Annotated in this window: 19 protein-coding genes and 2 other annotated features; of the genes, 7 read left to right on the top strand and 12 right to left on the bottom strand. The window is 36.6% G+C overall.

Going from position 1 to position 19,179, the window contains the following annotated elements; translation table 11 throughout:
• Window positions 1-21 precede the first annotated feature (21 nt).
• The 3 genes from pheT to QGM71_RS00575 form a co-directional block, all read right to left on the bottom strand.
• Window positions 22-2,448, bottom strand: a complete 2,427-nt coding sequence (gene pheT / locus QGM71_RS00585) for a phenylalanine--tRNA ligase subunit beta (RefSeq protein WP_327605563.1) — start codon at window positions 2,446-2,448, stop codon at window positions 22-24.
• Between the two features lie 15 nt (window positions 2,449-2,463).
• Entirely contained in the window at window positions 2,464-3,498 is a 1,035-nt protein-coding gene (pheS, locus tag QGM71_RS00580; protein ID WP_327605562.1) for a phenylalanine--tRNA ligase subunit alpha, read from the bottom strand.
• Between the two features lie 368 nt (window positions 3,499-3,866).
• Window positions 3,867-4,604: a TrmH family RNA methyltransferase gene (locus QGM71_RS00575; RefSeq protein ID WP_327605561.1), complete on the bottom strand. Its 738-nt coding sequence runs from the start codon at window positions 4,602-4,604 to the stop codon at window positions 3,867-3,869.
• 102 nt (window positions 4,605-4,706) lie between these two features.
• Here QGM71_RS00575 and sspI point away from each other — a divergent pair, with 102 nt between their 5' ends.
• From sspI to QGM71_RS00545, 6 genes are all read left to right on the top strand, one after another.
• A complete protein-coding gene (gene sspI, locus QGM71_RS00570; protein ID WP_327605560.1) occupies window positions 4,707-4,931 on the top strand; it encodes a small acid-soluble spore protein SspI in 225 nt (74 codons plus the stop codon).
• Between the two features lie 577 nt (window positions 4,932-5,508).
• The gene (locus QGM71_RS00565; RefSeq protein ID WP_327605559.1) at window positions 5,509-7,092 is read left to right on the top strand and encodes a DUF6583 family protein; all 1,584 of its coding nucleotides are present in this window, start codon (window positions 5,509-5,511) and stop codon (window positions 7,090-7,092) included.
• Window positions 7,093-7,140: 48 nt separating this feature from the next.
• Entirely contained in the window at window positions 7,141-8,364 is a 1,224-nt protein-coding gene (locus QGM71_RS00560) for an ABC transporter permease (RefSeq protein ID WP_327605558.1), read from the top strand.
• The gene (locus tag QGM71_RS00555; protein ID WP_327605557.1) at window positions 8,361-9,491 is read left to right on the top strand and encodes an ABC transporter permease; all 1,131 of its coding nucleotides are present in this window, start codon (window positions 8,361-8,363) and stop codon (window positions 9,489-9,491) included. Before QGM71_RS00560 ends, QGM71_RS00555 begins: the two co-directional genes overlap by 4 nt.
• Entirely contained in the window at window positions 9,484-10,155 is a 672-nt protein-coding gene (locus QGM71_RS00550) for an ABC transporter ATP-binding protein (RefSeq protein WP_327605556.1), read from the top strand. The genes QGM71_RS00555 and QGM71_RS00550 overlap by 8 nt, the downstream gene beginning before the upstream one ends.
• Window positions 10,156-10,220: 65 nt before the next feature.
• On the top strand, window positions 10,221-10,850 hold the full coding sequence (locus QGM71_RS00545) for a lytic transglycosylase domain-containing protein (RefSeq protein ID WP_327605555.1): 630 nt from the start codon (window positions 10,221-10,223) through the stop codon (window positions 10,848-10,850).
• A gap of 88 nt (window positions 10,851-10,938) precedes the next feature.
• Here the strand turns inward: QGM71_RS00545 and QGM71_RS00540 are convergent, their stop codons facing one another.
• Both QGM71_RS00540 and QGM71_RS00535 read right to left on the bottom strand, forming a co-directional pair.
• The gene (locus tag QGM71_RS00540; protein ID WP_327605554.1) at window positions 10,939-12,024 is read right to left on the bottom strand and encodes a M42 family metallopeptidase; all 1,086 of its coding nucleotides are present in this window, start codon (window positions 12,022-12,024) and stop codon (window positions 10,939-10,941) included.
• Between the two features lie 86 nt (window positions 12,025-12,110).
• The gene (locus QGM71_RS00535; protein ID WP_327605553.1) at window positions 12,111-12,596 is read right to left on the bottom strand and encodes a dUTP diphosphatase; all 486 of its coding nucleotides are present in this window, start codon (window positions 12,594-12,596) and stop codon (window positions 12,111-12,113) included.
• Between the two features lie 121 nt (window positions 12,597-12,717).
• Here QGM71_RS00535 and QGM71_RS00530 point away from each other — a divergent pair, with 121 nt between their 5' ends.
• Window positions 12,718-13,110: a sigma-w pathway protein ysdB gene (locus QGM71_RS00530; protein WP_327606390.1), complete on the top strand. Its 393-nt coding sequence runs from the start codon at window positions 12,718-12,720 to the stop codon at window positions 13,108-13,110.
• A 45-nt stretch (window positions 13,111-13,155) separates the two neighbouring features.
• Here the strand turns inward: QGM71_RS00530 and QGM71_RS00525 are convergent, their stop codons facing one another.
• The 7 genes from QGM71_RS00525 to ytxC all read right to left on the bottom strand — a co-directional run bounded on the left by QGM71_RS00525 (window position 13,156) and on the right by ytxC (window position 18,892).
• Entirely contained in the window at window positions 13,156-13,728 is a 573-nt protein-coding gene (locus tag QGM71_RS00525; protein ID WP_327605552.1) for a TVP38/TMEM64 family protein, read from the bottom strand.
• A gap of 77 nt (window positions 13,729-13,805) precedes the next feature.
• Complete coding sequence (locus QGM71_RS00520; RefSeq protein ID WP_327605551.1) at window positions 13,806-14,072, bottom strand: DUF1294 domain-containing protein; 267 nt, start codon at window positions 14,070-14,072, stop codon at window positions 13,806-13,808.
• Between the two features lie 78 nt (window positions 14,073-14,150).
• On the bottom strand, window positions 14,151-14,507 hold the full coding sequence (rplT, locus tag QGM71_RS00515) for a 50S ribosomal protein L20 (RefSeq protein ID WP_327605550.1): 357 nt from the start codon (window positions 14,505-14,507) through the stop codon (window positions 14,151-14,153).
• Window positions 14,508-14,564: 57 nt separating this feature from the next.
• The gene (rpmI, locus tag QGM71_RS00510; RefSeq protein WP_327605549.1) at window positions 14,565-14,762 is read right to left on the bottom strand and encodes a 50S ribosomal protein L35; all 198 of its coding nucleotides are present in this window, start codon (window positions 14,760-14,762) and stop codon (window positions 14,565-14,567) included.
• 99 nt (window positions 14,763-14,861) lie between these two features.
• Window positions 14,862-15,365, bottom strand: a complete 504-nt coding sequence (infC, locus tag QGM71_RS00505; RefSeq protein ID WP_327605548.1) for a translation initiation factor IF-3 — start codon at window positions 15,363-15,365, stop codon at window positions 14,862-14,864.
• 73 nt (window positions 15,366-15,438) lie between these two features.
• Window positions 15,439-15,565: a sequence feature (ribosomal protein L20 leader region), on the bottom strand.
• A gap of 193 nt (window positions 15,566-15,758) precedes the next feature.
• Complete coding sequence (thrS, locus tag QGM71_RS00500) at window positions 15,759-17,702, bottom strand: threonine--tRNA ligase (RefSeq protein WP_327605547.1); 1,944 nt, start codon at window positions 17,700-17,702, stop codon at window positions 15,759-15,761.
• Window positions 17,703-17,753: 51 nt separating this feature from the next.
• Window positions 17,754-17,978: a binding site (T-box leader), on the bottom strand.
• A 56-nt stretch (window positions 17,979-18,034) separates the two neighbouring features.
• The gene (gene ytxC, locus QGM71_RS00495; RefSeq protein WP_327605546.1) at window positions 18,035-18,892 is read right to left on the bottom strand and encodes a putative sporulation protein YtxC; all 858 of its coding nucleotides are present in this window, start codon (window positions 18,890-18,892) and stop codon (window positions 18,035-18,037) included.
• Window positions 18,893-19,179: the final 287 nt, after the last annotated feature.

The following is a 19,179-nucleotide window of genomic DNA, read 5'->3' as shown; positions in this document are numbered from 1 at the left end:
GTTGATGTAACGCTGTAATAATTAAGAGCGAATGTATGCACCGAACTTCTGATTAACCGTATCAATAATTTTAGTAAATGATTCTTCAATTTCATCATCTGCTAATGTTTTGTCAGGGTGCTGGTAGAGTAAGCTATACGCAATTGACTTCTTACCCTCTGCTATATTTTCACCTTGATATACATCAAATATCTGAACATTACTTACCAATGGAGCTCCACTTTCCTCAATAACTGCTTTTACATCTCCCGCTACCACTTCAGCATCCATGATAAATGCTATGTCACGTGCTATTGATGGAAATCTGGGTATTTGATGATATGCAGGAACACTATTATATACAGCAAAAACCTTCTCCATATTAATGTCAAACACATATGTTTCTTTTAAATCCAGCTTCTTCTCCATCATTGGGTGTAATTGTCCAACAAACCCAATAATATTATCTCCAATAATTATAGTTGCACATCTACCTGGGTGCATGTCCGGCAGACTGGACTGTACGAAGGAAACCGGGATCTTCAGATAGTCAAATAATCCTTCAATTATCCCCTTAGTTACATAGAAATCTACTTCCTTCTTTTCTTGCTGCCAAGGCTGTTCCATCCACTTTCCAGTAAGTGCACCAGCTAAACGCAATTTTTCATCCGGTTGTTTTGTTAATACTTTTTCTTTAGTGATAAATATATTACCCAGCTCATAATATGCCAGGTTTGGCTGGTTTCTTGCTTGATTATAAGCTAATGTGCTAAGTAATTCGGGCAAAATACTTAGTCGTAAATATTTGTGATCTTCACTCATAGGCATCGCAAGTCCTACTGGTTCCATTCCTTGTTCGTTAATTTCAGGGCTGATCAGCTTTTCTATACTTGCTTCGTCCGTTAAAGAATACGTAATTGTCTCCATTAATCCTGCGCCTTGAAGATAGTTTTTTATGTTTCGTTTCAATTGTTGTTCCTCAGTTAACGCACCAGCTTGTGATTCTCCCACAGGTAGCGTGTATGGCAGATTATCATAACCATAAATTCGCGCAACTTCTTCAAGCATATCTTCAAATATAGTAATATCTTTCCGCCTGGTCGGAGCCTGAACAGTAAATCGCTCGCCAGCTTGTGTATAATTAAAACGCAGCTTATTTAATATATGAACAATTTCCTCTGGTTTTATATCCGTTCCAAGTCTTTTATTGACCTCAGGTGTATCCATCTCAACTGTTTTTTCTGACCGATCCAACTCATCAAATTCAACTACATTTGCCAGTACCTTGCCACCTGCATATCTTTGCAATAACTGACAAGCCCTTAGCCCTGCATTTCTGACTCGATTTGGATCAATTCCCTTTTCAAATCGAGTACTTGATTCACTGCGCAATCCTGTGTCCTTTACTGTTTTTCTTACAGCAGATGGAGCAAAATAAGCTGCTTCCAGCAAAACAGTTGTTGTATTATTGTTTACTTCTGTATCAAGCCCGCCCATTACTCCTGCCAGGGCAATTGGTTTGGTGCCATTTGTAATAACAAGGTGCTCCTCTGTTAATGTTCTTTCCTGTTGATCTAATGTAGTCAGCTTTTCCCCCTGGTTAGCGCGGCGGACTACTATTTTGTCAGACTCTAGTCGGTTATAATCAAATGCATGCAACGGTTGGCCATATTCCAGTAACACATAATTAGTAATGTCTACTACATTATTTATTGGACGTATACCAGAAGCAATCAAATAATTACTCATCCATAAGGGAGAAGCTTTAATTTCAAGATCTTTTATAATAAATGCACCATAATAAGGGTTCAAGTCAGCTGCTTCCATCTGGACTGAAATATGTGCTTCTGCACGTTCGTCCGCGAAATTAACTTCTTCGGCTGGTAAATTGATTGGCTGATCCAATAAAGCAGCTACTTCATAAGCTACCCCAAGCATAGACAAACAATCTGCACGATTCGGTGTTAAATCAAATTCCAATACAGCATCATTAAGGTTAAGCAGCGGCTCTACACTTTCACCAATGGTGACATCATCTGGAAAAACGAAAATTCCGTCTGACGTTTCTTTAGGGACATATTTTTCTTCTATCCCCAGCTCTTGCAAGGAACAAATCATTCCATTTGATTCTACACCACGTAATTTCACCTTTTTAATTTTAAAATTCCCGGGTAGAACTGCACCTGGTCTGGCAACAGCTACTTTTTGTCCCTGCGCAATATTTGGAGCCCCACAAATAATTTGTAATTTCTCATCCCCAATATTTACTTGGCAGAGGTTTAATTTATCTGCATTTGGATGTTTTTCACATGTCTCAACATAGCCTACGACAACATTCTCACTTTTTTCAGCAATGTATTCTATTCCATCCACTTCGATTCCAGACTTCGTAATCCTTTCCGCTAAGTCTTCTGGACTTATTGTTCCTATATCTACATAGTTTTTCAACCAATTTAATGATACTAACATGACTAAACTACCTCCCTAAGCATTGTGATACTGTTTTAAGAATCTGATATCGTTTGTATAAAATTGGCGTATGTCATTTACTCCATATTTCAGCATGGCAATACGTTCTGGACCCATTCCAAATGCAAAGCCAGTATATTCTTCAGGGTCATATCCTGCCATTTTCAGTACATTTGGATGTACCATCCCTGCACCTAAAATTTCAATCCACCCTGATCCTTTACATACCGAACACCCTTCGCCATTACACACTTTACAGGAAATATCCATTTCTACGGATGGTTCTGTAAACGGGAAAAAGCTGGGACGCAAACGGATTTCTCTTTCTTCGCCAAACATTTTTTTCGCAAATGTATCTAATATCCCTTTGAGATCGCTCATACGCACATTCTTATCTACATAAAGACCTTCAATTTGTGTAAATTGATGGGAATGTGTTGCATCATCGGTATCACGGCGGTACACTTTTCCCGGACAGATCATTTTAACAGGTTTTCCCCCATCGAATTCATTCATAGTACGCGCTTGTACTGGTGATGTATGTGTGCGAAGTAATAATTCATTGGTAATATAAAATGTATCCTGCATATCTCTCGCTGGGTGACCTTTCGGTAAGTTCAAGGCCTCAAAATTAAAGTAATCCGTTTCTACCTCAGGTCCTTCTCTTACTTCAAATCCCATTCCGATAAATAAGTCTTCAATTTCTTCCACTATTTTAGTTAACAGATGAGGACCACCGACTTTTACGGGCCGACCTGGCAGTGTTACGTCTATTGCTTCTTTTTCCAACTGTTTTTCCAGAGCAGCACGCTCAAGTTTTTCACTTTTAAGATTGATGGCTTCCGTTATTGATTCTCTTACTTTGTTGGCGATCTCACCAATAACAGGACGCTCCTCTTTTGAAAGCTTACCCATCCCTCTTAATACACCAGTTAAAGAGCCTTTTTTTCCTAAATAGGCTACTTTAATATCCTGAAGCTCTTTAAGTTCTCCGACTTGTTCAATTTTCTGTATTGCTTCTGCTTGTATTGCTTCCATTTGCTCTTTCATTTACAACTGCCTCCTTTAAATCAATTAGTTATAACTTTTTTCCGTCTTAGTTTGGACAAACAAAAAAAGCCCCTTCCCAGAAAGGGACGAGGCTATCGTTTCGCGGTACCACCCTAATTGACACAAGACATTACATAATTGCTGTGTCCAACTCATTCATGATAACGGATCAAAAAGTCCGGAACACCTTTACTTGTTACACAAGGTCCTAGTGTCAGCTCCAGAGTGAAATAATAACATTTAATACGATAGAAATGCTTTCAGTCCAGGCATTTCTTCCCTTATATCGCTCAAAAATGGTATCGGGCTCTTTCAAAGCTTTATTAATATTACATATATTATAGTTAATTTATTCTTTACTTGCAACTTTACTTCCTTATGTAATACATTAAGATACCTGCTGCTATACTAACATTAAGTGATTCTGCTTTGCCGTATATAGGGATGTTTACTATAGTATCAGCTGTTTCCAACAGTTCTTTTTTAACCCCTGCGCCTTCATTTCCTACAATTAATGCCACTTTCTCATTTACCACAACTTCACTGTACTTCTTAGCATCCTCAAGTGCAGTCGCCCATATATTGAATCCCTTTTCCTTTAATAGAACTATTTCATCTTGCAGCTTTCTATGGAGTATGGGGATATGGAAAAGCGATCCTTGAGATGAACGGATTACTTTATCATTATATAGATCAACTGTACCCTGTCCTAAAACAACGCCATCGAACCCAGCTGCGTCAGCTGTTCTAATTATTGTTCCTAAATTGCCGGGATCCTGTATGGAATCAATCAGCAATATACGACTTCCCGCGCTCTTGTTGTTGTATTTCATTGATAATACGGCAGCGATGCCCTGGGGTGCTTTCGTCTGTGATATATGCTGAAACACATTATCGCTAACTTCTAACACAGCAATACCTTCACAACACCTCGGTGCTTCAACACCATGCTGTACAATAATTTCCTTTACTGTCCAGTCACTCTTACAAGCTTCCTCAACTAAATGAAACCCTTCAATTAAAAAAACTTCTGAGTCGGAACGATCTTTTCTATTATGCAGTTTTCGCAATGCCTTAACTTTTTCATTTTTTACAGAGGTAATCATCTTTTTCATCCTTATTTAATATTCTTAGTTATCATCATACATATTTTCACTTAACTAGGTCAAACTATCGTTAGCAAAAATTTTATAATTGAGGTGAGTTTAATGGATTTAAATTTAAGAAAAGCAATCTTGTCAAATATTGCAACAAATGATCAGCAACAGTTGGAAGCAACTATTGAGGACGCCATACAAAATGGAGAAGAAAAAATGCTGCCAGGTTTAGGAGTTCTCTTTGAATTAATCTGGAACCAATCGGATGAAGGGGAAAGGCAGGAAATGGTCGACGCGTTAGAGCAAGGTGTAAAGCAAACAGTTGAACCACAATAACATCAAGCTATATAAACCCGTTTAGAGATTGGGACAAAAGAGGAATTATTCAGGAAAATCCGAACATCAATGCCTGAGCAAATGTACCGCTTCGGCAAAATACTTCGCTTTCCGTGGGCACGGCTTCAGCTAACTGTGTGAAGAAGAGCACTTCACACAGTGGATCTTCAGCTCGTGCTGTTCCCACAGGAGTCTGCGTATTTTGCCTACGCTAAGTTCCAATTATTCGGATTCTCATTCTTCCCATTTAGTTATGTCTCAGCCTCTTCTTTATTTTAAATTATTTATTAAAATGGGTATTAATTCCTGCACCATATGTTTAAATCTATTAAAACAGGAGAATACTTTACTTATAATTCCATATATTACTAGTTACTTAGTTATAAAGACTCATATTTTATTCTTGAACTTAAGATACTTGAAGCCTTTTATAGTGTGTATTTTCAGATATGCACCTAGCACGATTTGACTATAAATTACTAATTGATATAAAATAATGCCGATGCCTTGTTGTTATGAGATACCATTATTCATAATACATATAATTAAAGAGCACAGAACAGAGAGGGGAAATAAAATGGAACAAACAAGTAACAATAGCGGGAAGAAAAAGGGATTTTCGAAGGGACTGATTGCTGTTATTATAGGAGCTGTACTAGTTATTGGGGGCAGTGCAGCAGCTTTTGTATTTTTAAATATTTCAGAGAAAGAAAAGTACTTTTTAGCTGAGAAAAACACCTTTGATTTTATCACAGATAAATTCGAAGAACGCTACCAGCCAGAATTAGATTGGTTGGAACAATCGGAGAAAAACCCTACTGAATCTGCTATCGAGTTATCAGCAGAGTACAATGATCCTAGTGGCATCACAGCGGGAGGATTGGGGATGGACCCATCTCAAATCATTAATAACTCCACAGTCACTTTAACAAGTGCAACAGATATGGAAAATAAACACATGGCAACTGAATTGAAGGCAAATTTCGGCGGCTTGGAAATTGATGGAATCAACCTCTATTTAACGGCCGATAAAATTATGGTAGGATTACCTTTTATCAATGAGTTACTGCAGCTTAAAGACGAGGACTTTGGTACGTTGCTGCATGAGCTTGATCCTCAATCATTTACTGGTGACGAATCACTAAATTTAGAGGAGATATTTGAAGGATCAACTGGATTCCTATCAGAAGATGATCTGGAATATTTTGAAGAAGAATATGTGGAAATGATTTATAATGAGTTACCAGAAAGTGCTTTTGAGAGTTCCGATGATACGATTCAGGTCAATGATGAATCACTCAATACAGAAAAGATTACAATGCACCTTACCGAACAGCAGCTAAAAGAGTTGGCAACAAAAGTATTTGATAAAATGCAAAAAGATGAAAAACTAAAAGAATTAATTCGAGATCAATTTGCATTTCCACAGTTTGGTGGAGGCCCTATGGAAAGTGAAATTGACCAAGTAATCAATGATTTTGAAGCAGCAATGGCTGAAGCAAAAGAAGAAGTCGATAATTTTCACATTCCTAATGGATTAACTTCTGCAATTTGGGTTTATGACGATTTAATTGCACAGCGTGAGTTCCATATCGAAATGGGCCCCTCAGCTGACGACCTGGTAAGCTTCTCTGTGGATGCAACACAATTACTAACAAACGGACATCAATTCTTCAATTATGACATAGGCTTCTCTGATAGCTACGATGAAGGCACACTAACCATCGCAGGCGATCTATCATGGGAAGATAATCAAGCTCAAGATTCTATTAAACTAACAGTAGAAGATATGGAGCTTTCCTATGGAGGTACAGAGTCACTAAATAATGGAACCCGTGATTTTGAAAGAGTTTTCACAATGAACGATACATTTGCTGCCGGTAGTCTGATCTGGAATGGTAATTTTTCTTATGATAAGGATCAAATGAGTTCTGAGCATAATTTGTCTGTTGAAAGCCCGGATATCGATCAGAACATGTTTGCTCTTTATATCATGGTAGATGGGAAAACAATATCTCAAGTGGATATGCCTGAGGAAGATAATGTAAAGGACTTAGGTAAGATGAATGTTAATGAATTAATGGAGTACATGGAGCTTGAAGTTACACCGCAATTCCAACAATGGATGTTTGGAATCCTGGCTGGAAGTGGAGGATTTTAGTACTCTAAGTAATGTTTATATACACCTCACATGAATGGAAGTGCTAAGATGCATTTCATAACAAAGATATTAATATTTATAAAAAGTAATTCTATGCAACTCCAGAGGAAGTGGCTCTCACTTCCTCTTCTTTTACTTTTTCCAATTATAATAGTTGGCCTGATTGTAACTATTCTCATTGCTCTCTTCTCACCTTCTGATAAGAATGTGATACAGGTAGGCTTAATTGATGCAGACCAAACAGCCGAGACACAAATGGTAGTTGATTTAATTAATGAATCAGCTCAAATGGGTACTTATATTCAAATACATAGCATGGAAGAAAGCAAAGCCAAAACAGCAATTCAAATGAATGAGTTAAGTTCATACATAGTCTTACCAGAAGGAATAACAGAGAGTTTATATCAAGGGCACTCTAGTGAGTTAGCTGTCATAGGAAACCCTAGCCAACCAATGCAAAGCCGGATAATAAAAGAACTAATTGATAGCGTAACCAGACATATTCGTGCATCTCAGGCAAATATTCTCACAATCAATCATTATGCCAAAGCACTATCAATTGAAAATGAGGCGCGAAACGATCTGTTATTTGAACAGTTTCAGGAATTTCTTTTTTATACAATTGGCAAAGATAGGGTTATCAATGAGCTTCAAATAACAAATCAAGTTACCTCATCGCCTATTGACTATTATGCTATGGCTAGCTGGTTTATTGTAATTAGTATATGGCTTCTTGCTGTCTATACTTTTTTATACAAAGAAAATGAATTGCGTATGAAACATAGAATGAAACTTTATGGAGTAACTGACATTCAACAAATCATTGCAAGAATAATTGTTACTTTGGTGGCTGTTTCTATTTTATCTGCAGGTTCCTTTGCTATCTTGCAGCATGTGTTGGATTGGGATTTATATAAGTATGATTTCACAAGAATTGGAGCTGTCATTTCACTTTACAGTATTTTATTGCTCCTATGCTTGGCTATTATTGAAACCCTTATCCCTTCCAAAAAATTACGTTTATTAGGTCAATCATTATTTACAGGAGGAGTACTGCTGATAAGTGGCGCATTTATTCCTGTTATATATTTCCCTTTAAAGCTACAGGAATTGCTGCTATATAGCTTTTCAAATGAAGGATTTCGCTGGTTACATGAAATTATCCTTAACAACCGTTTATATGCCGACTATACACCATTAGTACTAATGAACATGGTTGGTCTGTTGCTGCTCATTGGCCTTTCATTAGGGAAGGAGCGCTTAGAGGAATGATGAATAGTTTACTAACACGCTTTATTCACTGGAAGAAACAATGGATAACCATGCTTTTCTGGCTGATTCTTCCCATTTTTGGTACGGTCAGCATTATTAATGTGACGACGGCAATACAGGAGGACAGCAAAGTACCAGTAGGTATTGTTGTAGAAGATGAGACACTGCTTGCAGCTAATCTTGTTGAATCCATCAGACAAACACCATTAATAAGAGTCGATGAGACAACTGAGGAGGATGCACTGCACAAACTCGAAAAACACGAACTAGACAGTGTTTTTATAATTCGTAATGGATATGAAGAACAGGTTAAAAGAGGCAGCAGAAATCGCTTAATAACCAGCTATAAATCAGATTTATCCTTAGCATATACACCGGTGTCAGAAATGATTATTTCATTTGCTCAAAAGGATACCGGAAGATCTAAAGCAGCATTTACTGTAAAGAATTTAAGCGAGGAGTACAACCCTCATTTACAATGGACTTGGGATGAAGTTGTCGAAAAGAGCAGGCAAATTGAAGCCGAAGAAAACTTGCTGCGGACTACCTTTAATTTCTTACATACTGATTCAATTGATCAAGATGAGGTTACAGTGTGGAAAACATGGGGGCTTTATGCCGTCTTCAGTATTTTATCGACATTGTTATTATTTGATTGGTTTATTAAAGAAAGCAGATCGGGTCTACGTTCGCGCTTTATGTTCACACGCATTTCTTTTAAACGTTACAGCTTAGAAAACACATTGTTCTATACTGTTCTATTATTTTTATTCGACCTTTTAGCTGCAGGTGTTTTTGCATTTTATCTTGGTGAACCAGTTAACTTACAACTGATTGGAGCATTGCTGTCCCTACGACTCACACTAAATACAGGAGCTTTAATAGTAGCAATGCAATTTAACAATTTACAGTTATTTTACAGTGTGTCTTTTGCGCTCACTTTGCTGATTGCAATTTCCAGCGGAGCAATCCTTCCAGTTGATGGTATTACTAATAGGTTTACTTGGCTGGAGCTAGTTAATCCCATCCTTCCTTTCTTATCAGGTAAGATTAGCAATCTTTGGTTATACCTTTTTATTATGCTTATCTCAATATGGTTTGTAAGGAGAGACAAATCCGATGCTTAATGTAAGTTCACTATCAAAATTGTATGGAAAGAAAACTATTCTAAAGGACATTTCATTTTCGGTACAACCTGGAGAAATTATTGGGCTTGTCGGAGAAAACGGAGCAGGTAAATCAACCTTACTTCATATACTGGCAACTTTACAGAATCCTACAAAAGGCAGTATTAGCTTTGAAGAAAAAATGTATAGCAAAGATAAAAAATATATTCGTAAGAGAATTGGCTTTGTTCCTCAAGATATAGCAATCTGGGAAGAATTTACTGTGGAAGAGAATATGGTTTTCTTTGAGAAATTATCATGGAACAGACAAACTAAAGAGCAGCTGCATCAATTGTGCCTGGATATGAATCTAAAAAAATGGAAGGAACCAGTTAAGACTTTATCAGGAGGTATGAAACGTAAATTAAACTTAGCAATCAGTTTAATTCATAACCCTCAACTTTTATTATTAGATGAACCTACCGTTGGAATCGATCTGAAATCAAGAAAAGAAATTGGCTTGTATTTAAAAGAGCAAGCAGCCAGGAAAGACAAGATAATTATTTATACTTCTCATGATATGGATGAGATTATCAACTTGTGCAACAGAGTAGTATGCATAGGTGAGGATCCTTTCTATAATGAACTTTTAATATCATCTGGAAAAGAAGTCATTACATTTTAAGTTTATATTGCCTATTTACCAAAATAACAGTAAACTATTAATAAACGTACAAAGGGGGGTTTTAAATGGAAATCAGAGAACTGCAATATATGATACAGCAACAAGCAATGTCGATACTGACATCCAATAGTAATTCATTGTCAAGCCACTCCCCAATGGTTGATTTGGCGTTTAAACAATTACTTCAAGACAAAATAAATGCTGCTTCAGCTTTTAATATGACAAGTGAATCGACAAATACGTACAAAAATAATAGGAATGGTGTCAATTCTGCTGCTTTAAGTACATTTGCAGATTCAAACACTGGGACTGCACCTTCAACTAGCTTGGATGCCCATATAACAGAAGCAGCCAGTAAATACGGAATAAGTGAGAAGCTCATTCATTCTGTTATCAAGACCGAATCGAACTATAATGCACGTGCTAGAAGTAGTGCTGGTGCACAAGGATTAATGCAATTAATGCCTGCAACTGCCAAAGGTTTAGGGGTTACTGATCCCTATAATACGAAACAGAATATTGATGGTGGTTCAAAGTACTTAAGTCAAATGCTCAATCGGTATAACGGGAATATAGAACTTGCTTTAGCAGCTTATAATGCCGGTCCTGGAAACGTTGATAAGTATCAAGGTATTCCGCCATTTAATGAAACACAAAACTATGTAAAAAAAGTAATGGGTTCCTATTTAACATAAATAAATAAATAAAAAGGTTGTCTCGAGTGCTATGAGACAACCTTTTGTATTTTCCAAGTGTAAATAAAGCATAAGAGTGTTTTGTAGCTTAAGCCAATACAATCTCTTTTACTTTATCTGCATCCAACTTTTTAACCGCTTCTACAATTAACTTCACTGCGTTTTCGAAATCATCACGATGTAAAATCGCTGCATGTGAATGGATATAACGAGTCGCAACTGTAATGGATAATGACGGCACCCCATTTGCTGTTAGGTGAATTGATCCTGAGTCTGTTCCCCCACCAGCTATTGATGTGTACTGATATGGGATATTATTCTCGTCAGCGGTCTGTAAGATAAAATCACGTACACCCTTATGGGAAATCATGGAAGCATCATAAAGCACAATTTGTGGTCCTTTACCCAATTTACTATCCGCATCCTTATCAGACACACCTGGTGTATCCCCTGCAATCCCTACATCTACTCCAAAGCCGATGTCTGGTTGAATTGTATGTGCAGAGGTACGCGCACCTCTTAATCCTACCTCTTCCTGAACAGTTCCAACCCCATAGATGACGTTTGGATGGTCAACCCCTTTTAGCTTCTTTAATACCTCAATTGCAATCGCACAACCAATTCGATTGTCCCAAGCTTTAGCTAGTAGCATCTTCTCATTTACCATTTGTGTAAATTCAAAATAAGGGACGATGGAATTACCTGGTCGAATACCAAACTCACTCACATCTTCCTTACTGGAAGCACCAATATCAATAAACATATCTTTTATATCAACCGGTTTTTTACGTGCTTCTGCAGAGAGAATATGTGGTGGCTTTGAACCAATAACCCCCGTTATGTCGCCTTTACTTCCCATAATTGTAACACGTTGAGCCAGCATTACTTGATTCCACCAACCACCTACAGGCTGGAAATAAATAAAACCGTTATCATCTATTCTAGTCACCATAAATCCAACTTCATCGAGGTGACCTGCTACCATAATCTTAGGTCCATTTGCATTACCTGTTTTTTTAGCAATTAAACTACCGAGGTTATCGGTAAATACCTCGTCAGCGTGTGGTGCAATGTATTTCTCCATTACATCTCTGGCTTCTCTTTCGTTTCCAGGAATGCCTTTAGCATCCGTTAAGTCTTTTAACATTGTAAGTGTTTCATCTAATTTTTCCATATGTAGTAAAACCTCCTTTTTCTTTACATTACCAAGTATAACTGCTTTTTGCGAAATAACAAACTATTTAGATGAGCAACTCTTTTCTAATAACCTTGATTCTGACGCTCATAATTAACTTCATTTTTTTTCAGGTAAGCTTCTTGAATTTCTGTTTCTGTAAAGCCAAGTACATTTCCAAGTTGAATGTAGCTTTCAAAGAGCTTTTCGTAGTTCCTGTGATTTGGTTCTTTCTTAAACATAATACAACCTTCAAACACTTCATTAAATTGTTCTGTCTCCGTACAGTTTGTACTTTGTATGAATTTTGATACGTAATGATGTCCCTTTTCTATTCCTAATGATAAAATAAAATGAATACCATCGACGTATTCTTCCAGAATGACATGCTTTTCATTACGGGATTTAGAGCTCCAGAATTTAAAGCACCTTGTCTCATTAGCTAATTCACCTAGCTCGACAAGTAATGCCAGACATTTCTCCTGGAAGACGCTCTTACTATTTAAGTTATTCTTTGTTTCAATATACTTATCTAATTGTGCTTGCATGGTGTATAGTGTTGTCCAATCCAATTTATGTACCTCTTTCCTCTTTTTTTATAATTGTACCATGAATTAACCAAAAGAATGAAACCTATGCGTGCACTACTACGTAGAATAAGAAAATAAGCAGCAAGGAGACGGTTTGTGTATGATATTAGTAGTTATGTTCCGTATACTTATACTTATTGCGCTAGCTCTCCTCGTCTACACTTGGATTCAGTATTATCGAAACCCACAAAGACGCCTGCGGATTGCTAAAGCATCACACGAATTCTATTTTTTAGATGAGCCGAATAATAGTAAAAAGAATTTTCAGTTTGTATACAAAGGATGCCTATTTGAAGGGGAAAAATACCTTGGAGCAACTGAGAATTCATTTGAAGTAGTAAACATACATGTTGTAGTTACTGATCCTTTAGATTTACGTGGGCTTACCAGAGATGATTTATATTTTTTGGAAAATGAGATTCTTATTCGCTATCCACATGCAAAAATAGAATGGAAACACCCAATTAACCAACTATTATTAACAAGTATTGACTAAAGAAATCACTCATCCTTTTATAGAATGAGTGATTTCTTTAAGTATTTATGTGCTTACCTGGAAAAAATCCTGCCATTTTATAATTATTTCCTTTCGTCTTAATACATAAATAAGTGGAAGCAATGCAACTAATGTACCGAGGATATACAGGGGGGTTAAATTAGATATCCATCCGCCAATGGATGTGTAAACAAAAGCTAAGGGAATATTGGATAACAGAGATGATTTCGTATAATCTTTAAAGCTTGCAGAGATTTCAATCAAACATATGGATAACATATGAAAATGGATAAATGGCACTAATCGAAGTAAGGCTATTTGAGATGTGGTAAACTTGGAATGTTTACCGATCAGCTTCTTTTTCACCTGAATAAGTTTTTCAAAGGTTTTAGGCATCCATTTAATAATGAAGTAAAATAGTATACTCGATAACGTAATTCCTACAAGAGAATAGAGGGTCCCTGCCACAGCTCCAAACAATACACCTCCTGAAATACATATAAATACTACTGGTAAAAAGAATAAGGGCCTAAGTAAATGGAAACTAATGAACAATATGGGGGAAAATAGCCCGCCTGTTTCAATAAAAGTCATTAAATAGCTTCCAAACAGCTCCATAATCCACCTCCCTAACTAAAGCATAAGTATGTTTTAGTTTAACATCTCAGAACATGTATATGACAAGAGACGAGCCTTTATGACAGGAATATAAGCAAAATAAGATGAACGAATAGAATTGCTGGCATTCCAACTGTAAAAGAACGATGCTTGGTTTTATGACGATAGACTTTCATTCCTATCAATGCTCCAAGAGCACCACCTGCAATTGCCAGCAGCCAAAATGTGCGTTCAGGTATCCGGTATTTATGCTTCCTTGCTTTTTGTTTATCTACACCCATTAAGGTATATGTAATTATGTTAACACCTATTATATAAGGCAAGATTGTATTTAATTCATTCATAGAACGTATATACCTCCTTCATAATATAAAAGACCAAATCCCGGTATAAAATACGGGTTTTGGTCTTTTATACGCCAATTATTTTAAAGCGTCTTTTGCTTTAGATGCTAATTGAGTAAACGCATTTTCATCATTAATTGCAAGATCTGCTAGCATTTTACGATTAATATCGATTCCTGCTAATTTTAATCCATGCATTAATTTACTGTAAGACAAGTCATTTAAACGAGCAGCAGCATTTATACGGGAAATCCAAAGCTTGCGGAATTCACGTTTTTTATTTCTACGGTCACGATAAGCATATTGACCTGATTTCATTACTTGTTGTTTTGCTGTTTTAAATAGCGCTCTCTTCGAACCATAATAACCTTTGGCTAGTTTAAGGACGCGTTTACGACGTTTGCGTGTTACTGTTCCACCTTTTACACGTGGCATAATAATTCCCTCCTAATACATATGAAAATCAATTTTTAGTTTCGTTACGCTGCCTTTTTATTTATAAGGAAGCATTGTTTTAATGCGCTTGAAATCTCCTGCAGAGACGATTGTACCTTTACGTAGTTTACGTTTTTGTTTTTGTGATTTATTTGCGAACATATGACTTGTGTAAGCATGTGAACGTTTTAATTTACCAGTACCGGTTTTTTTAAATCTTTTTTGAGAACCTTTATGGCTTTTCATTTTAGGCATATTGATTTCCTCCTTGTAATGGTTGTTCTAAAAGGAAGTCGATTCGAACTAAATGCTCAAATGCATCGATTAGAACATGCTATTGTAAAATAGACCCGATTATTTTTCATTTATTGGAGAAAGCATCATAAACATGTTACGACCTTCCATTTTTGGTCTTGTTTCAACCGTTGCTATATCTTTAACTTCCTTAGATAAGCGATCCAATACCTCTTGACCAAGTTCTTTATGCGTGATTGCACGTCCGCGGAAACGAACTGCAGCTTTCACTTTATCGCCTTTTTCAAGAAATTTTCTAGCATTCTTTAATTTTGTATTAAAATCATGCTCACCAATTCCTGGTGTAAAGCGCACTTCTTTTACGTTGATGATTTTTTGATTCTTTCGAGCTTCCTTGTCTTTTTTTTGTTGCTCATAGCGAAATTTACCATAGTCCATAATACGACATACTGGTGGTTTCGCGTTTGGTGCAACCAATACTAAATCTTCATTTCTAGTCTGCGCAATCTCTAATGCTTCTTGGCGTGTTTTTACTCCAAGTTGATCCCCATTTGAATCGATAAGACGTACTTCCCTAGCACGAATTTTCTCATTTACATTCATATCTTTGCTAATAGCCAGCCACCTCCAAATTATTTTAAAGTGTTACTGATCTTTGTTGACAAGTGAATTTTTATTCAATAAAAAAGTGTGCGTACATTTATGCACCCACACAGCTCCATTAGTTTATTAAAAGAGTTCGAAACCAGTCAACAGCAATTATGCGTCGATCAGGTGAGAAGCGGGTGCTTCTACTTGTCTCAGATCATTTAGTTTTATTCAACCTATATAGAATACCATTTGAATAGGATATTGTCAAGTCATACTAAAAAACTAGTTTTATCAACTATCCTCATTATAACATGAATCGAGACAGTTAAAAAGACCAGGCATTCCATTACTAACTAGTTGATGCCTGGCTTTAAAATTTAAGCTGATCATTAAATACTGATTGTGCTATTGGTTACGTAATGTTTTTACGTTAATCTCTTCATTAATCAGTAATTCAAAATCATTATAGCTAAGCGTTTCTGATTCCTTCTCACCGTATCGGCGAACATTAACTGCATTTTCTTCAATTTCATTATCACCCAATACTAAAGCAAATGGTACCTTCTGCGTTTGAGCTTCACGAATTTTATAACCGATTTTCTCGTCTCGTTCATCTACAACTACACGTATTCCCTGAAGTTTTAGTTTATCTGAAACCTCTTTTGCATAGTCTAAATGCACTCGTGGAGAAACCGGGATCACTTTTACTTGAACTGGAGCTAACCAAGTCGGGAATGCACCTTTATACTCTTCGATCAGAAAAGCAACAAAACGTTCCATAGTAGATACAACACCACGGTGAATTACTACAGGCCGGTGTTCTTTGCCATCCTCACCAATGTACGTTAATTCAAAGCGTTCAGGCAGATGGAAATCGAGTTGTACCGTAGACAACGTTTCATCTTTACCGAGAGCTGTCTTCACCTGTACATCAAGCTTGGGACCATAAAAGGCTGCTTCCCCTTCTGCTTCAATATACTTTACATTCATTTCTTCCATAGTCTCTTTAAGCATGGCTTGTGCTTTATCCCACATAGCATCATTATCCACATACTTCTCCTTATCCTCTGGATCTCGGTAGGAAAGACGGAAGTAATAATCTTTTATTCCAAAGTCTTCATAAACTTTCTGTACAAGCTCTACCACTCTAATAAATTCATCCTTTAATTGATCTGGACGTGCAAAGATATGTGCATCATTTAATGTCATTGCTCGTACACGCTGCAATCCAGCTAATGCGCCTGACATTTCATAACGGTGCATCGTACCAAGTTCGGCAATTCGAACAGGTAAATTACGATAGCTGTATAGTTGGTTTTTATAAACCATCATGTGATGCGGACAATTCATTGGACGTAATACCAGTTCTTCATTATCCATTTTCATTTCCGGAAACATATCGTCCTGATAGTGGTCCCAGTGCCCACTTGTCTTATACAATTCCACACTACCAAGTACTGGCGTATACACATGGTCGTAACCTAAACGTTCTTCTAATTCAACAATATAGTTCTCAATAATACGGCGGATTTTAGCTCCTTTTGGAAGCCATAATGGTAATCCTTGTCCTACTTTTTGAGAAACTGTGAATAATTCCAGTTCTTTTCCTAATTTACGATGATCGCGTTCTTTTCGTTCCTCTAAAATACGTAAATGTTCGTCAACCTGACCTTGTTTTTCAAACGCCGTACCATAAATTCGTTGAAGCTGCTGATTATTACTATCTCCACGCCAATAAGCCCCTGAGATACTTAGTAATTTAAATGCCTTAATTTTATTTGTTGATGGCACATGAATACCTCTACAAAGATCAGAAAATTCACCCTGTTTGTAAATAGTTACCTGTTCATCTTCAGGTATTGCGTCAATTAACTCCTGCTTTAAGTCATCCTCTTTGAACATTTCTTTAGCTTCTTCACGAGATACTTCCAGACGCTCAATCACAAGACTCTCATCAACAATTCGTTTCATTTCTTTTTCTATTTTAGGAAGATCCTCTGGTGTAATGGAATGCTCCATTTCCATATCGTAGTAGAAGCCTTCTTCAATCACAGGACCAACACCAAACTTAACATCTTTATAAATACGTTTGATTGCCTGTGCCATTAAGTGGGCTGTGGAGTGACGCATTACTTCAATACCTTCCTGGTTTTTGTACGTAATGATTTCAATCTTCCCACCATTGTATAACTCACGCTTTAGATCAACTAATTCTCCGTTCAGCTTAATTGCTACGGCCTGTTTCTTTAACCCTGACGATATAGCACCTGCAATTTCTTCACCAGTTGTACCTGCTGAGAATTGCTTCTCTGCTCCATCAGGAAAAATGATAGAAATTTCTTTTGCCATCCTAATCACTCCCATAAAAAATTAAAAAACGCCCATCCCTCTGCACAACTGCAAAGGGACGAACGTTGGATACGTCGTGGTTCCACCCTGATTTCCATAGTAATACTACGGCTTCATTGATCTTTAACGCAGATGATACGCCGCTATTTACTAATGCTTCAATAGCAGGGTTCAAAGGTGGTAATTATTTGTTGTATAGAGGAAGCTTGCAGCCTATGACTTCCTTCTCTATTCAATACTAAGACCAAATAATATTATCCTTATCGTTACCTTTATCTTAAGTAAAATGTATATAAAATGTATTATAGCGTGTTAGAATTATAAAATCAAGTTTAATTAGGATGGTTGTCTATATAATATGGAAATGGAAATTTATTATACGGTTGGAAGTCTACCTTCTCCTGAAAAATATTTATAACAGTTAGTGTTTTCGGTTCTGATGGATAGTCACCATAGATTTTAATTTTTTTCGGTGACATTGCAACCAATGGTGACAAATTTAACTCGTCTGAGTCTAAACCAACCATATATAATGGTTCATTTTGCATAATCTTACGCAGTTCCATTTTAGTAAAACGCTTCCCATTTTGTTTATAAAATGAGAAGTTGCTCCCTTGTAATATGTGCACAATATTAAAGCTTGGTTCTTTTTTAACAACATATTCACGCAGCATATTAACAAATTCCTGATGGTCTTCTTCCCTTTTAAATTCATCAATTGCTAAACCAATAAGATATATAAGTTTGTCCTTAAATACCTTTAGCCTAAATTTTACGATGGAATCAAAATGAATGGTGGTTGTATTTTTTATATTTGTGATAAATAAAGAAAACAGAACCTGCTTCGGATCCTTGTTGTTTCTGATCTGTATGCTATCCTCATCTTCCCCTGAAAATATCCAATGGGTTAATTCCATGATGCGTTCTATTTCATCTGAATTTGTATAATAATAATATTCTCTTATTACTTTTTCAATCATTGTCCCAAGACGATGCGAAACAAAAACATCAACCATGGATTGTGATATTGCTTCCACAAGATCATTATTCGGTATGTGGTCTCTAAACTGTAGATGATTCCCCCAATCTTCGTGTGTCTTCCAATTCAATTCAATTTGTTTGTTATAACGGAACAACATCTCACAAAAATGAATTACTTCCTTATCAGATTCAAAATATACCTCCAGCAATAAACATCACCCTCATCCAGAACCAAACTGTTACATTATATGGACAAACATCAGAAAAAATGAGTAATCGAATGAAACTAGTAAGTATATTAAAAACAAAGGCTCTTTTCGCGTAGTTTGTTTGCTATTGATATAAAGGACTACGTAACTGCTATGTTGATTTCCACTCCTCCGGACAGCCGCTTTCACCACTCCGAGTACAAGTGCAACATGGGCTCAGCTTCACTATGTTCGCTTTACAATGTTTTCTTTGCCGCGGGAACAGCTTCAGCCTCGGGCTAACAGGA

The sequence above is a fragment of the Virgibacillus tibetensis genome (genome assembly GCF_036026595.1).
Classification (GTDB): domain Bacteria; phylum Bacillota; class Bacilli; order Bacillales; family Amphibacillaceae; genus Virgibacillus_P; species Virgibacillus_P tibetensis.
Note: the sequence above shows the minus strand (reverse complement) of the source record. Positions and strands in the feature narration are given on the sequence as shown.